Source organism: Cobetia sp. AM6, from assembly GCF_009617955.1.
Taxonomy (GTDB): Bacteria; Pseudomonadota; Gammaproteobacteria; order Pseudomonadales; family Halomonadaceae; genus Cobetia; species Cobetia amphilecti.
Genome location: NZ_AP021868.1, coordinates 1,487,147 through 1,502,963, shown reverse-complemented (window position 1 = coordinate 1,502,963; position 15,817 = coordinate 1,487,147). Strand labels below are relative to the sequence as shown.

10 protein-coding genes and 1 pseudogene are annotated in these 15,817 nt (G+C 57.0%); 6 read left to right on the top strand and 5 right to left on the bottom strand.

The window, feature by feature from the left end; all coding sequences use genetic code 11:
- Positions 1–46: 46 nt before the first annotated feature.
- The 4 genes and pseudogenes from CLAM6_RS06405 to CLAM6_RS06390 all read right to left on the bottom strand — a co-directional run bounded on the left by CLAM6_RS06405 (position 47) and on the right by CLAM6_RS06390 (position 3,915).
- Positions 47–1,348, bottom strand: a complete 1,302-nt coding sequence (locus CLAM6_RS06405) for a hypothetical protein (RefSeq protein WP_153635462.1) — start codon at positions 1,346–1,348, stop codon at positions 47–49.
- A 243-nt stretch (positions 1,349–1,591) separates the two neighbouring features.
- Positions 1,592–2,128, bottom strand: coding sequence for a hypothetical protein (locus tag CLAM6_RS06400; protein ID WP_197738714.1), 537 nt, complete (start codon positions 2,126–2,128; stop codon positions 1,592–1,594).
- Between the two features lie 101 nt (positions 2,129–2,229).
- Positions 2,230–3,036 (bottom strand): annotated as a pseudogene (locus CLAM6_RS06395) (nucleotidyl transferase AbiEii/AbiGii toxin family protein).
- A 102-nt stretch (positions 3,037–3,138) separates the two neighbouring features.
- On the bottom strand, positions 3,139–3,915 hold the full coding sequence (locus tag CLAM6_RS06390; RefSeq protein WP_153635461.1) for a type IV toxin-antitoxin system AbiEi family antitoxin domain-containing protein: 777 nt from the start codon (positions 3,913–3,915) through the stop codon (positions 3,139–3,141).
- Between the two features lie 424 nt (positions 3,916–4,339).
- Between CLAM6_RS06390 and CLAM6_RS06385 the strand changes: the two genes are divergently transcribed.
- Both CLAM6_RS06385 and CLAM6_RS06380 read left to right on the top strand, forming a co-directional pair.
- On the top strand, positions 4,340–5,494 hold the full coding sequence (locus CLAM6_RS06385) for a M20 metallopeptidase family protein (protein ID WP_153635460.1): 1,155 nt from the start codon (positions 4,340–4,342) through the stop codon (positions 5,492–5,494).
- Between the two features lie 37 nt (positions 5,495–5,531).
- Entirely contained in the window at positions 5,532–7,037 is a 1,506-nt protein-coding gene (locus tag CLAM6_RS06380; protein WP_153635459.1) for an AbgT family transporter, read from the top strand.
- Between the two features lies 1 nt (position 7,038).
- Here the strand turns inward: CLAM6_RS06380 and CLAM6_RS06375 are convergent, their stop codons facing one another.
- Entirely contained in the window at positions 7,039–7,935 is an 897-nt protein-coding gene (locus CLAM6_RS06375) for a LysR family transcriptional regulator (RefSeq protein WP_153635458.1), read from the bottom strand.
- Between the two features lie 240 nt (positions 7,936–8,175).
- Here CLAM6_RS06375 and CLAM6_RS06370 point away from each other — a divergent pair, with 240 nt between their 5' ends.
- The 4 genes from CLAM6_RS06370 to CLAM6_RS06355 are packed head-to-tail and all read left to right on the top strand — an operon-like array spanning position 8,176 to position 15,762.
- Positions 8,176–10,188 (top strand): type I restriction-modification system subunit M, encoded by a 2,013-nt coding sequence (locus tag CLAM6_RS06370; RefSeq protein ID WP_153635457.1) that lies wholly within the window; start codon positions 8,176–8,178, stop codon positions 10,186–10,188.
- Positions 10,185–11,558 carry a restriction endonuclease subunit S gene (locus CLAM6_RS06365; protein ID WP_153635456.1) on the top strand — a complete coding sequence of 458 codons (1,374 nt, stop codon included), beginning with the start codon at positions 10,185–10,187 and terminating at the stop codon, positions 11,556–11,558. Before CLAM6_RS06370 ends, CLAM6_RS06365 begins: the two co-directional genes overlap by 4 nt.
- Positions 11,555–12,505 carry a GIY-YIG nuclease family protein gene (locus CLAM6_RS06360; RefSeq protein ID WP_153635455.1) on the top strand — a complete coding sequence of 317 codons (951 nt, stop codon included), beginning with the start codon at positions 11,555–11,557 and terminating at the stop codon, positions 12,503–12,505. Before CLAM6_RS06365 ends, CLAM6_RS06360 begins: the two co-directional genes overlap by 4 nt.
- 56 nt (positions 12,506–12,561) lie before the next feature.
- Complete coding sequence (locus CLAM6_RS06355; protein ID WP_153635454.1) at positions 12,562–15,762, top strand: type I restriction endonuclease subunit R; 3,201 nt, start codon at positions 12,562–12,564, stop codon at positions 15,760–15,762.
- Positions 15,763–15,817 lie beyond the last annotated feature (55 nt).

Here is a 15,817-nt window from a genome sequence, read left to right as displayed (position 1 = left end):
CGGCAGCGGAACAAAACGGTCCCGTTGACGCATTTGTTATACATCCCTACTCCATTGGTGAGGGCAGCTCCTCTTCGAATTGAGCAAGGTTGCTATTTTTAAGAAAATAGAAAAATGTCGAATCAATAGCAAAAAGCATTCTTTTCCCTTTGTCATAGTCTATTAGTGGCGGATTTATTTTCTTTTTGAATTGGAGACTAGATAAATTATGAAGAAGATTACTCATATCGCTAGGTCTAACATCTTCAGGCCTGTGATGCATTGCCTTAATTGAATCAGTAATATCCGCGCGCGAAAGCCCACCAATTATTCCATCATAGCCCTTTTGAGCTATAACTCTGACCAGATAATAGGGAAGGTGTAGGGGCACTTTTTCTTTGTCTTTGCTGTGCGTAACGTTACCGGACGCTAGTAATTCAAGATCTTGTTGGTGGTTTTCGCGATAATCGTCGCACTTTTTAGATAAAGCGGCATCGGCATAGGAGTCATCCGCAAGATGGCGACCGTCCCCAGTACATGTTTCGGTAACACCAGCAGCTGCACAGCACTCCCTAAGTAGCTCCTGAAGAACACCAATACTTCCAAATGAATTTGAAATTATTCTTGAGATAACACTTTCGCTGATACTAATATTAAGTTCTTGTGATCCCTTTCGAATAACCTTTCTAAAATCTGGCTCTACCCAAGGTTCGACCGGAATATCATCAACCCTATCGGTAAGGTCAGTACAAAAATTACGCAGCTTGTCCTTTTTTCTCCAGACGCCGAGAATGACAAATATAATCCCAGTTTCTTGAAATGTTCTTAGATCAAAAGCAAGCTCTCTCTGCTTTTCTTCGTCTAGATAGTGAAAGTTTTCTAAAATAACTTTCTTATCAAAGTTTATAGTATGGAGGAGTTCGGATATGTCCTGAGCAACTGCTAAGTTAAAAGGAATCGTTTTAGATATCTTTTTCTGCTTATCGCCAGCCTCTAGCTTTGCCGATGCATTTGCCTCACCCTCACCAAAAAGCAGCAATTTCGCTTTCGCTTTAATCCCTACTGTTGCGGAGGACGATATAGAATTTTCACTTTCACTTCCTATTTCAATTTCTATACCGAGTTGCCTCAGGATGCTCGCATACACGTCTGAAATATTAGTGTTTGGTGTTAGCCTCACAACCACGTTCTCATCATAGGGCAGGTACCGGGAAACCAGAGCAGTCTTACCTTGTTTTGATGCCCCATATACCACTATGTGGTTTCCGGTTCCCAAAAACCTCTGAAACTTCTCATCAATATTATTCCGCTCGACATATGAGAGAACTTGATTAGGGCTTACGCCAAATACTTCAGATAATTGAGCCATATATATTGCATCCTCCTGTATAACAGGTATTAAACAGTGCGCTCGTTTATTGACTTGAACGAGCGCGCGCGCTCAAAAATGTTATACCACTCGCTTGCAGAGCCCCTAAAACACTGTTATAGCTTGTCAGCACACCACGGATTATCGTGCATACTGCATATCCCCAATGAACGTGCCTGTTGCCTTTTTCTGCATGGTGGCTGCAGGTTGTTATCAGTCACGTTAGCCTCCTCCCCTAAACCGCTATTCAGCACGCAAGTCACGGCTCGACCTTCCCGCCAATAACCTCAGGATCAACAGCGCAAACTGCCTTCCTGTCTCCTCGTCCTCCAGCAGCGGCATGCTGAGCTTCTCGTGGTCGCTTAGGGCGTCGAGCACGGCGTCGGTGACCTTCTTCGGGAAGAGGCCGTGCATCACCTGGTCCTCGCTATGGTTGCGCACCTGGGCCATTACCGCCTCGTCGCGTTCGATGCGGTCGGCGATGCCGTTGGCGAAGTGCAGCTTGTCATCGTCGCTGACCTCGGCGCCGTAGAGGTCGTTGAGCCGGTCGATGATCTCGGCCAGGCGCTGCTTCTCGGCGTCGTGGGGCTTGCCAGAGCGGACATCGTTGACCGAGGTAAGGCCGTAGCCCTCCCCGGCCACTTCCAGGAGCAGGCGTTCCTCCTCACGCTCGATGAGGCGATAGTGGGGCAATTCCAGCCAGCTGACGTACTCCCAGCCGCCGGCAGACATGGCCTTGGTGATGCTCCACTGGAATAGAGCTTCCCAGCTGCCCGCCATGTTATCCCCTGCGCCTAGCGTAACTATGCGTAATAGCCTAGCGCCTCAGGGATGTAAAGAGAAGTCTACTTAGGCCGGTACATCGCTGGGGGTATTAGGCGTCATCTCCGAAGGCTACCCAGCGCCTGCTCCAGGAGCGTTAGTGACTGACGGTGCTTGTCAGCCCCCATCTTCTGGATATTGGCTAGCTTCCAGCGCACGGCTGGCAGCTGATCAGCGCCTGACAGCGGAAACAGCGTCCAGTCAGGCGCCCCCTGCTTGAAGGCCATAAGGAAGCGGATATCCTCATCCGTCATCAGCTGGCCCAGCCGCGTCAGAAGTTCGTGCCGTACGTCCTCGAGCTGCTGCAACGGGATATCAGCCCTGGCCATCCCGACAAATTCCTGTCGGTAGACGTCGTCAAGCGGTTTTAGTCGCGGGTTGATCACTTCGTTCAAGGGCCTCGGGTGCCCCAGCAGATAGACCAGGAAGCCTTCGAACACGCTGCGATCCAGGCCGCCCTGGTCCAGCAGCAGCTTCACATCGAAGAGATCTCTGGGGTGCTGGCGATCCAGCGCGGCGCAGATCTTGCCGCCATACAGGTCCGGTAGTGACACCACCTGCACCGCCGCGAAGCCGTAATCGTCCTCCACGGCTTCCACGACATCGCGCTCCTGGGGCGGGTGAAGAGTGCCACGCAGTACCGGCGATACCTCCACCTTCACCTGGCTACGCCCTCGGCGCACCAGGATTCTCAGCTCGTCTCGGCGATTATCCTGAAGCTCGGCGCGTACGCCTGGCAGCCGAGCGCTGAAGGACTCTGTGAGCCGCTACAGCGCCTCACGACAGCGTCGCAGCGCCTTGTCACGGGGCTCCAGCGGCAGGTAGGCCAGGTCGATGTCGACCGATAGACGAGGTAATGGCTGCACGAAGAGGTTGATGGCCGTGCCGCCCTTGAGGGCGAAGCACGGCTCGGCTTGAAAAACGGCAGCAGCGAGACCAGCAGACTGACCTGTTCGTGGTAGCGAGCTTCAATCGGCATGCAGGAACGCCTCCGGCACCGTCACGTGATATTCCCTATCCAGCCTGCCGCCCTGGCAGAGCTGCCGCTTACCTTTGCCAAGGTCCAGTCGGCCTGGTTCCAGTCGTCGGTACCAGGCATGCCCGACGTGGCGAGCCAGCACCAGGAAGGCACGCTTCGTTCTCACCGAACGGCACCCCTCTAGCAATGCCTGCAGCCGGCGGGGGCGCAGCGTATTGAGCCCGCCGAAGGTATCCACCAACTCACTGCTGAACAGCAGCTCATTCGGCGTCACGGCGACCCACTCCAGGACCGCTCGTTCTGGGGTCGATACCTGCAAACTGAAGGCCCTGCAATCCGATGCGTAGTCCGTAAAGCTGCCGGGAAGCTGCGCTGGCAGGCCCTTTTCAGAGTGAAGCATCATCCGCCCTGCCCACTCGGCATCATTCAACCAACGGGGCAGCCGAGCTGCCTCCTTGCCATACAGGTGTGTTGTGCTCTCCCCCATCGGCAGATAGTGGGCAAAGCCATGCAGTGCCAGGGCCGTCTGGCCACCCGGCCACAGCGGTGGTAAGTCCGTGTCGTCGCTCGCCTGCAGGGCGAAAACAGCGCTCTCCCAGGTAAGAGGCTCCCCCGCTTGGCAGTAAGCGCCGTGCCCCACGCGTTGCAGCCAGCCACTGTTGGCCAGCTTACGCGCCTGATCAGAGGTGACGCCATGTGACGCCAGCCAGGCGGTCGTCACGACAGCGCCATACGGGATCTTGTGCAGCAGCTGGTTTATTTTCACGTAGAAAAGCGACCTTAAATTCCGTTTTCAGTAGAAATAATAAACCACCCCCACTCACCTTCAAGATCAGAATCGCCCTACAAGGCCGCTTTAACATAAAGTTTAAACCACGAATGGGCAGGACCCGGCCCTCCGTAGACATGACTGACCGACCTCTTGAATAGGTTATGGAAGCAGCGCTTCTTGCACGTGTCGATCAGCTGCTTTTTGCAGCCCCCACTAGGGGCCGAGCTGTGCGAGACAGAATGCATCACCGGTAATCACCTTTGCCCGCTACACCGGCAAATTCAGAGACAAGAAAATGAGCGCCCTCTGATATTCGTTGCACTCAGGTCAACAAACACGCCGCTCTCTGGTCTCCCTTCGTGCTCCCGCCTTGTTCTAGCGTAGTCAAGCAGTTCCTAAACTAGAACAAGGACAATCAATGTTTACCGACAGTCAGTTAGAGACGGCCAGATCGCTCAGGCACCACTTCCATCAGCACCCCGAGCTGAAGTTCGAGGAGACCCAAACAGCGAAGGTGGTCGCAGAGAGACTGCGTGAGCTGGGCTACCAAGTCACCGAAGGGATAGCAGAGACGGGGGTTCTGGCAGAGCTGGACACTGGTCGCCCGGGGCCCGTGATCGCCTTTCGCGCGGACATGGATGCGCTGCCGATTGATGAGGCCAACATCTTTTCGCACTGCTCCACCAAGCGTGGGCTGATGCATGCCTGCGGACATGATGGCCATACCGCCACACTCCTTTTGGCGGCAGAAGCCATCATGGAGCAGCGCGGCACCCTGTCAGGGCACCTGAAGCTGATCTTCCAGCCGGCGGAGGAAGGCGGTAACGGCGCGGCGCGGATGATCGAAGAAGGTGTGCTGGAGAATCCGAAAGTCTCCGCGATATTCGGCTACCACAATCGTCCGAACTTCCCAGCCGGTCAGGTATTCGTCAAGCCCGGACCGGCCATGGGGGGTAACGACACCTTCCGAGTCACTGTCGAAGGGAAAACCGGGCATGCCGCCATGCCGCACCTGGCAGTGGATGCGATCTACGTGGGTACCTCGATCATTCAGCAACTACAGGGACTGGTCGCACGCCACAAATCACCGCTGGAAGCGGGCGTGATCACGATAGCCGCCTTCCATGCCGGTGATGCAGCCAACATCATCCCGGGCGAAGCCGAGATTCTGATCAACATCCGCAGTGACCGCACTTCTTCACGTGATGCACTGGCCGGCCAGCTTGAGCAGGTCATTTCAGGCGTGTGCAGCGCGCATGGCGCCAGCTACCGAATGGCACATGAGCTCGAGATTCCGCCCCTCCTCAATGACGCCGAATGGTCTGACAAGGTACTCGAGATCGCTCGCCATCATCAGGTCAGTGATGACATCAAGAAGCTGGACTACATGCCCACCATGGGCGCTGAGGACTTCGCCTTCTACCTCAGGGAAATCCCCGGGTGCTTCTTCTTCGTCGGCAACGGCGACAGTGCCTACCTGCACAACGAGCATTACGACTTCAATGACGACATCCTGCCGGTCGCGGGCGGTGTCTTCCTGTCGTTGGCCAAGGACTTGCTGGCACGCGATTGAACAAGTCGGTCAGATCAACATAACAAGGACAACAACAATGCAAGCCGTTCTCGCATCCATCGAACGTACAGGGAACAAGCTCCCTCACCCCTTCATTCTGTTCACGATTCTGGCAGGGTTGATCATCGTCGCCTCAGCGGTGCTGGATCTACTCGGTGTGTCTGCCGTCAATCCGCAAAGCGATGCCGTGGTACATGTGCGTAGCCTGGTATCACCTGAGGGTCTGGAGTTCATGTTGACCAGCGTGGTCAGCAACTTCATCAACTTCCCGCCCTTGGGGCTCATCCTGGTCGTCATGTTCGGGATTGGACTGGCTGACAAGGTCGGTCTCATGTCCACGCTCATGCAGGTCAGCGTCGCGAAAGCGCCACCGGTCCTGCTGACGTTCTGCGTCTTCATGGCAGGTATCTGCGGCAGTATCGCCTCGGATGCCAACTACCTGATCCTCATCCCGCTGGCGGCGATGGTGTACCACTCCGTGGGCCGTCACCCCATCGCCGGTGCTGCGGCAGCTTATGCAGCTGCAGGCGCCGGCTACGATGCCAGTCTGTTCGTGACCGTGGGCGACGCTCTGTTTTCCGGCATCACCACGGATGCCGCCAGACTCGTGGATCCCGAGGCGTACATTTCCCCCGTCGACAACTACTACTTCGTCGCCTGCTCGGTGTTCGTGCTAGCCATCGTCGGGACTCTCATCATCGACAAGGTAGTGGAGCCGCGTCTGCAACGTGTCCTGCCCATGGGCAAGGACTTCACGGCACAGGGCGAAAAGCCTGAGCTGAAGCCTGAAGAATGGACCGGCATCAAGCGCGTCGGTCTGGCCACATTGGCCTATGTAGCACTTGTCTTGATCGCGGTTCTGCCTGAGGCTTCACCGCTACGCAATGCCGATGGCGGCTTGATCCCCTCTCCCTTCCTCAAGTCTCTCGTGCCGTTGATGTTCCTGTACTTCGTACTGATAGGGCTTGTCTACGGCGCGACTGTCGGCAAGATCACCAGCAGTCGCGATGTCCCACAGAAGATGGCGGAATCCGCCAGCGAGCTGGCCCCGACGCTAGTGCTGTTCTTCGCGATCTCGCAGTTCATCGCCTACTTCAAGTGGTCCGAGCTGGGTCAGTTCATTGCCATTGAAGGCTCCGATATCCTGCAAAGCACGGGCTTTACCGGCCTCCCGCTGGTCGGTGCCTTCATCGTGATGACGGCAGTGCTCAACATCTTCATGACGAGCGGCTCCGCGCAATGGGCACTGATGGCACCGGTCTTCGTGCCCATGCTGATGATGATCGATTTCGACCCTGCCTTCGTGCAGGCGATGTTCCGTATCGGGGATTCCAGTACCAACATCATCTCGCCGATGAGCCCCTACTTCTCGGTGGCGTTGGTCTACATGCAGCGCTATCAACCGGAAATGGGTCTCGGCACCCTCGTGGCCACCATGCTACCGCTGGCACTTGGCTTCCTGATCGCCTGGTCGGCCTTCCTGATGCTATGGCTCTCTCTGGGCTGGGCCATCGGACCAGGGGTCTACATGATGGCGAGTTAAGTCAGTGCATCCCCATCATCACCTTCCATAGATAGTCGGCAGCCGGCGTCAGCCGTCTGCCGACTCTGCGTACCAGATTGCCTTGGGTCGCCTCTGCCAAAGGGTGCTCGATGGGGATGGCAGACAGGAGGCCCGCCGAGATCTCTTCACGTGCAGCGGCTGCCGTCATGAAGGCGACACCGATGCCAGCACAGGCCATCCGGCGCGAAATGGAGTGCAGATTGCAGCGGTAGGAAGGCGTCGCGACCTGGCCTGCCGTACGGAAGATGTCATTGACCAGACGCTGCGACCCCGAGACCTCCGGCAGGAAGATCAACTTGTGACGCGACAACTCCGCCACGGAGACGCTTTCATGATCTGCCAAGGGGTGATCCCTCGCCACGAGAGCACATAGAGGCCCGCGGGCAAAGGAATGCACGACCAGACGTGGGTCTACCACCGGGCCGTAAGTCACCGCGATATCCACCTCATCATGCAAGACCATCTCATGAGGCTCGCGCGGCACATAGATGCCGGTCCGCATATCGATCATCACATCCGGATAACGCTTTGCGACGGTGCTCAGCACCGACTTGATGAAGCTGTCCACGAAACCATCACCGACAGAGACAGTGACCTGCCCCGTCTGCAGATTCTTCCAGCGTGACAGCGTATCGCGAAGCTCGGAGTTGAGTTGCCGCTGTGCGAGATAACTCTCCAGCACCAGTCTCCCCGCCTCCGTGGGCAGTACATGGCGACCATTTCTCTCGAGCAACGCCACGCCCAGCTCATTCTCCAGACTCCGGATCTGACGCGTCACGACAGAAGGATTCACATCCAGATGCTCCGCAGCCGCCCGAACCCCACCACAACTGCTGACTTCCTGCAGATAAAGCGCGCGCTTGTCCAGACACTCCATTTGTCACTACGCCTCTGATAATCAGTGCTACATGCTGGTAGTCATACAGATATCACAGATTCCATCTGCGCATCGCATGCGATCTACCCCTCCCCTCTCGGACGATGGTATTTCGCTAACTGCCTGAATATGCGACGCACCTCGCCATACCCTGATTTAGTCATGGTGCATGACGCGCTATCATGCCCCTACAGCCTTATCTGCAATTCCTAAAGCAGTTCCATACGCGGGAGCATCATCGTGAACACGGAAAGTCATTCCCAGCTGGCGAGTTACATCTGGTCCATCGCGGACCTGCTGCGCGGCGATTTCAAGCAATCTCAATACGGGCGCATCATCCTGCCCTTCACCCTGCTGCGCCGCCTGGAATGCGTACTGCAAGACACCAAGGCCAAGACACTGGCCGTGGCGGAGGAGAACGCCGACAAGCCGGATACCCTGCGCGAGAAGCTGTTGATGCGTGCCACCGGGCGCGAGTTCTTCAATGCGTCACTGCTTAGCCTGGGCACACTCTCCGCGACCCAGACCTCTGAAGACCTCATGAGCTACGTTCAGGCCTTCAGCCCAAGTGCACGCGAAATCTTCGAGCACTTCGAATTCGAGAACTTCGTCCTGCAGCTGAGCAACAACAACCTGCTCTACAAGGTGGTCGAGCGCGTCGCGGAGATCGACCTCAGCCCGGAGGCCGTCAGCAACTACCAGATGGGCACCATCTTCGAGGAGCTGATCCGCAAATTTGCCGAGAGCTCCAACGAAACCGCCGGTGAGCACTTCACCCCGCGCGATATCGTCCACCTCACCACTTCACTGCTGATGACCGGTGAAGAAGAACACATCGCGCCCGGTGGTATCGTCACCCTGTATGACCCCACGGCCGGCACCGGTGGCTTCCTCTCCGAGGGCGATGCCTACATTCAGGACATCAGCCACAACGTCAGCGTCTCGCTGCACGGGCAGGAGCTCAACCCAGAGTCCTACGCCATCTGCAAAGGCGACATGCTGATCAAGGGCCAGGGCATTGATCAGATCAAGCTCGGCAATACCCTCTCCGATGACCAGCTGGCCGGTGAGCGCTTCGCCTACATGCTCTCCAACCCGCCCTTCGGTGTGGATTGGAAGAAGGTGCAGAAGCAGATCACCGATGAGCACACTCTCAAGGGCCACGATGGTCGCTTCGGCCCCGGCCTGCCGCGTGTCTCCGATGGCTCGCTGCTGTTCCTCATGCACCTAGTCTCCAAGATGCGTGCGCCCAGCGATGGCGGCTCGCGTATCGGCATCATCCTCAATGGCTCGCCGCTGTTCACCGGCGGTGCCGGCAGTGGTGAGTCGGAGATTCGCCGCTACCTGCTTACCCGCGACATGGTGGAAACCATCATCGCGCTGCCGACAGACATGTTCTACAACACCGGCATCGCCACCTATGTGTGGATTCTCTCCAATCGCAAGCCGCAGGCACGCAAGGGCAAGGTGCAGCTGATCAACGCCGGTGACATGGGCAGCAAGATGCGCAAGTCGCTTGGCAGCAAGCGCAAGTACCTGGAAGACGGCCAGATTGATGAACTGGTGCGTCTCTACGGCAGCTTTGCTGGAGAAGACGAGGGCCTCACGGAAGACGGCGCGCCGCGCAGCAAGGTCTTCGCCAATGAAGACTTCGGCTACCGCCGTATTACCGTCGAGCGTCCGCTGCGTCTCGACTTCCAGGCCAATGAGGAACGCCTCGCCCGCCTGAGTGACGAGAAGGCCCTCCAGAAGCTCAAGGAAGAAGAACGCAGCGCCCTGCTCGCCGCCTGCGCCACCCTGCCGGATACCCTGTTCACCAACCGTGATGCCTTCACCAAGGTACTCAAGGCCGCTCTAAAGGCAGAGCTGCCCGCCAGCATGAAAGTCGGTGCCCCGCTGCTCAAGGCCGTCTTGAACGCCCTGAGCGAGCGCAGTGACACAGCCGATATCTGCTGTGATAAGCACGGCAATCCGGAAGCCGACAGCGGCCTGCGCGACTACGAGAACGTGCCGATGAGTGAATCGGTGCTGGAGTACTTCGAGCGTGAAGTGAAGCCCCACGTCCCCGACGCCTGGATTGACGACACCAAACGCGACCCGCTCTCTGGCCGTCTCGGTATCGAAGGCTATGAAATCCCCTTCAATCGCCACTTCTACCAGTTCGTGCCGCCACGCCCGCTGGAGGCCATCGATGCCGACCTCAAAGCCTGTACCGACCGCATCAAGCAGATGATCGAGGAGATGTCGGCATGAGCTTCAAGGCCTATGAGGAATACAAGGACTCTGGTGTCAAGTGGCTGGGGGAAGTGCCTGCACAATGGGACAGTAAACGCCTGAAATTTCTTTTTGATATTTGCAAGCGGCCTATTAGAGATCAGGATGAAATAATAACCTGTTTCAGAGACGGGACCGTCACGCTTCGCTCTAAAAAAAGAGCTGATGGCTTCACAAACGCTGTAAAAGAAATTGGCTATCAAGGCGTGCGTAACGGCGACTTGGTTATACATGCAATGGATGCTTTCGCTGGTGCTATTGGCGTTTCAGATTCAGATGGTAAGTCCACACCAGTTTATTCGGTATGTCGGCCTAGAGACAAAGAATACACACCATACTATTATGCTCGACTATTACGTCACATGGCATTATCAGGCTTTGTTACATCGCTTGCTAAAGGCATACGAGAACGCTCGACTGATTTTAGGTGGGCCGATGCTTCTGAGATATTTCTCCCCGTGCCCAGCATGGGGGAACAAGAAAATATCACAGCCTTCCTCAACCACGAAACCGCGCGTATCGATGCGCTGATCGAGGAGCAACAACGCCTGATCGCCCTCCTCAAGGAGAAGCGTCAGGCGGTGATCTCACACGCCGTCACCAAGGGGCTAGACCCGAATGTGCCGATGAAGGACTCCGGTGTGGAGTGGCTGGGAGAAGTGCCAGCGCACTGGGATGTTAAGCCCCTTCGTCGTCATACAATATCGGGACTTTCAAACGGCTTGTTTAAGAAGAAACATGAATTTGGATCTGGAGCACCTTTAATTAACGTTAAAGACGCATACTCCAGTGACTACTACGTTAAAGAAGACGCTCTTGATAGAGTAACATGCTCAGAATCGGAACTGACATCATTCCGTGCCGAGAAGGATGATGTTTTTATTGTCAGATCGTCTCTAAAAAGAGAAGGCATTGCTTCTGCTGTCATATTGGGGTCTGAAATTGAGAGCTGTGTTTTTGAGTGTCATTTAATAAAAGTAAGATTTAGTGCGGAGAGAATAAACCCAAGGTTTGCGACGTTGGTATTGAATTCGAAACTTCATCATGAAAATTTGATTGAAGCCTCAAATACGACGACCATGACTACTATTTCTCAGAAACCAATTCTGGCAATCCCTATGCCCACCCCCTCACTTGAAGAACAAATCAGTATTGTCGAGACTGTTGATTCCGATGTAGCACAAATAGATCAACTAATTAGTGAATCATTGGCATTATCTAATCTCTTGCTGGATCGCCGTTCCGCCCTTATTTCCGCCGCTGTCACCGGCAAGATCGATGTGCGCGGCTGGACGCCGCCGGCCGACGCGGTGCCAGCTCAACAGGCTGCCCGCACGGAGGCGGTATGACCCAGGGGCGCAGCATCCGGCTATTTCTGGTCGATGGCACACCGAATGGCTTGATGACCGCCGAGATCATGAACTGGACCGGACATGTCATCACCGGCCCGCGTGGCAAGTTGAGCCAGCTGGTCCAGCGCCCTGAGTGCAGTCGCACCGGGATCTACTTCCTGATCGGCCCACCCACCGAGGGTAGCTCTCTGCCTTCGGTGTACATCGGTGAGAGCGATGACGTGGCCACCCGCCTCAAACAGCACAACCGTCCGGAGGACAAAGGCGGCAAGGACTTCTGGGAGCGGGTGTGCCTGGTGACAAGCAAGGACCAGAACCTGACCAAGGCCCACGTCAAACATCTCGAAAGCCTGTTGATGCAGGCCGCGCGTGAGGCCGGCCAATGCCGCCTGCTCAATGGCACCGCCCACGAGTACGGCGGCTTGCCGGAATCGGACCGCGCCGATATGGCCTTCTTCATGGAGCAGATTCGCACCGTGCTGCCGGTGCTGAGCTTCGACTTCCTGCGTGAGCGACCCAAGCCCTCAGCTTCCAGCACGATTGTCGAACCGGCAGACATCAGTGCTCAAGCATCACCACTCTTTGTGGCAGAGGTACCACGTTTCGGTATCAAGGCGCTGGGCAAGGAAATCGAAGGCGAGTTCTATGTATTGAAGGGGTCATTGGCCAAGGGTAGTTGGACAGGCAAAGGCGGGGGCTATCAGAACCTTTACCAGCAACTCTGTGATAACGGGGTGCTGATCGAAGCGGAAAAGGGATTACGCTGCTTTTCTACCGATCAAGCCTTCTCGAGCCCCAGCGCTGCCGCCGCGGTGGTGTCCGGTCGTGCAGCCAATGGGCGCGAGCACTGGAAGACAGAAGCCACCGGCCAGACCTACGCCGACTGGCAAGACAGCGTGGTAATGACGACCCCCAGCGCCACCGATGAAGGCTACACCCAGTAACGTACCAGTGAGTCAGGCCAGCATGCCGACTCCTCACGAACAAGCAGGAATGCCTCATGGCTGATAGCAAGGAAGCGCAGTTTCAGCAGGACATCGTCGATAGCCTCGTCGCCAGTGGCTGGCAACTGGGCAAGGCGAGTCAGTACGATCGCGCCACGGCGCTCTACCCCGAGGATGTGATTGCCTACCAGAAGGCTGCCTGGCCGGAGCGCTGGGACAAGCTCTGCACTAGCAATCCACAGAAGCCTGAGCAGGTGCTGATTCAGCAGGTAGAACGCCACCTCAAGAAGCTGGGCACGCTGGCCGTGTTGCGCCACGGTTTCAAGATGCCGGGCAATACGCTAGTGATGTGCAGTTTCATGCCAGACCACGCCATGAACCCGGAGTCAGTGCAGCGCTATCAGGCCAACATCCTGCGCGTGGTGCCGGAGGTGTCCTACTCCCCGCATGCCAAGGACAGCAGCAATGGCAAGGCCAGCTACAACCCACGGCTGGACCTCGTGCTGTTCGTCAATGGCCTGCCGGTGGCCACGCTGGAACTGAAGAGCGCCTTCAAGCAATCGCTGGAAGCCGCTAAGCGCCAGTACCGCAAGGACCGCCCGCTGAAAGACCCCATCACCCGCAAGGAAGAACCACTGCTGGCCTTCAAGCGCGGGGCACTGGTGCACTTCGTGGCACGTCAGGATGAGATAGCGATGACCACCCGCCTGGCGGGCGACAAGACCTTCTTCCTGCCCTTCAACCGAGGCAGCGAGGAAGGCGGAGCCGGCAACCCGCCTGCGGAGGATGCCAACAGCTATGCCACCGACTATCTGTGGAAGCAGGTACTGCAGCCGGATGCCTGGCTGAAGATCATCGGCCGCTTCCTGCACCTGGAGGAGAAGACCAGCGAGGACTTCGCAGGCAACCGCATCACCAAGGAAACGATGATCTTCCCGCGTTTCCATCAGTGGCAGGTCGTCAATCAACTGCTGGAGGCCACACGCAATGAGGGGGCGGGCAACCGATACCTGATCCAACACAGTGCGGGGTCGGGCAAGTCCAACTCGATTGCCTGGACGGCGCATCAACTGGCGAACCTGTATGCCGAGGATGGCAGCCGCATGTTCAACTCCGTCATCGTGGTGACGGACCGCACCGTGCTGGACAGCCAGCTGCAGAACACCATCTATCAATTTGAGCATGCCCACGGCGTGGTGTGCCCTATAAGCCGGGAAGGCGCGAGCGCCAGCAAGTCAGCCCAGCTGGCGGATGCTCTGGCGGCCAACACTCGTATCATCATCGTCACTCTGCAGACCTTCCCTGCCCTCTTCGATGCGCTGGAGAAACGCCCCAAGCTGGCGGAAGGCCACTATGCCGTCATCGCGGATGAGGCTCACTCCTCCCAGACGGGCTCGTCTGCGGGCAAGCTCAAAGCCCTGCTCAATAGCGCCGGACAGACCAATGACCCGGAAGCCGAGCTGAGCAGCGAAGAAGTGATGGAAGCGGCCGTGGCGGCGCGCAGTGCCAGTCAGCGCATCAGCTACTACGCCTTCACTGCTACGCCCAAGGGCCGCACCCTGGAACTGTTCGGGGTACGCCCGGAACCGGAGCTGCCAGCGAGTGACAGCAACAAGCCGCGCCCCTTCCACCTCTACTCCATGCGTCAGGCCATCGAGGAAGGCTTCATTCTCGATGTGCTACGTCGCTATACCACCTACAAAACGGCATGGAAGCTCTCGCATCCGAATGGCGAAGAGATAGAGGTAGATTCCAAGAAGGCCAGCCGCACCTTGGCGCGCTGGGTACGCTTGCACCCGCACAACATCAATCAGCGGGTCGAAGTCATCGTCGAGCACTTCCGCCATAACGTGCGCCACCTGCTCAACGGTCAGGCCAAGGCGATGGTGGTCACCAGCAGTCGGCAAGAGGCTGTGCGCTATCAGCTGGCGATGCTCGCCTATGTGAAAGACAAGGGCTATGACGACGTGCACCCGCTGGTGGCCTTCTCGGGAAGCGTACCGGCCGATGATGTCATCCCTGAGGAAGTCACCGAGGCCAGCGCCCTGCTCAATGCCGGCGTAAAAGGCCGCGACCTTGCCACGGCGCTCGACAGCGACGATTTCAATGTGATGATCGCCGCCAACAAGTACCAGACCGGCTTCGACCAGCCCAAGCTGTGCGCCATGTACGTGGACAAGAAGCTGCAGGGCGTGGAGTGCGTGCAGACTCTCTCGCGCCTCAATCGCCTCTTCCCCGGCAAGGAAACCTTCATCCTCGACTTCTTCAATGATACCCAGGACATCCTGGATGCCTTCGCGCCCTACTACCGGGAAAGCGAGCTGGCCACGGTGTCAGATCCGCAGGTCATCTATGACATGCAGCAGAGCCTGGATGACACCGGTATCTATCACGGCCAGGAAGTCACCCAGTTTGCTGAAGCCTTCTTCGACCCCAAGGCGCCGTCATCGAAGCTGTCGTTTTACTGTGACCCGGCGCGTGATCGCTTCAACAAGCGTTATGTCGCGCTGACCGAGCAGATTCGTGTCTGGCGTGATGCGCGTAATACTGCCGAGGAGAACGGCGATGAGATGGGCTTGAAGCGTGCCGAGCAAGAGCTAAAGGATGCAGGTACCTCCCGTGATGAGCTCGATCTGTTCCGCAAGAACCTCAAGAGCTTCGTACGCGCCTATGAGTTTCTCTCGCAGATCATCGCCTACGAAGACACCGAGCTGGAGCAGCTTTGCGTGTTCGCCAAACACCTGAGCCCACTGCTGCGTGAAGACCGCCTGGGCGACCCGGAGCTGGATGTCAGCGAGCTGGAGCTGACGCACTACCGCCAGACCAAGCATCAGGAGCAGGAGCTACGCCTGGAAGAGGAAGAAGGCGAATTCGGCCTGGATTCGATCACCGAGGTCGGCTCCGGTACCCCGAAAGATCCGGAGAAGAAGAAGCTGGATGAGATCATCGACACCCTGAATGATCTCTACGGGGCCGAGATCCAGGACGACGACAAGCTCCACTTCGCCAATGGCCTCGCCACACGCCTGGAGCGCGATGAAGACCTCATGGGACAGGTCAACAGCTACAGCCTCGAAGACGCCATGAAGGGCCTGCTACCCAAGCGGCTCAACGACGTACTGCTCGATGCACTGGCTGACCAAGAGAAGATGTCCATGCCGATACTGGAAGACGGCGGGATAGAGAAACGCTTCGCTCACCTGATGTATCAGCTGCTCAGGCAGCGGAGTGAAGGTGGCAAGGGGGTGCAGGGATAAGGGCTAGAAGCAGTCCTGGATACCAGGGATCGACAGAACGGAAAAGTTCGTCGCC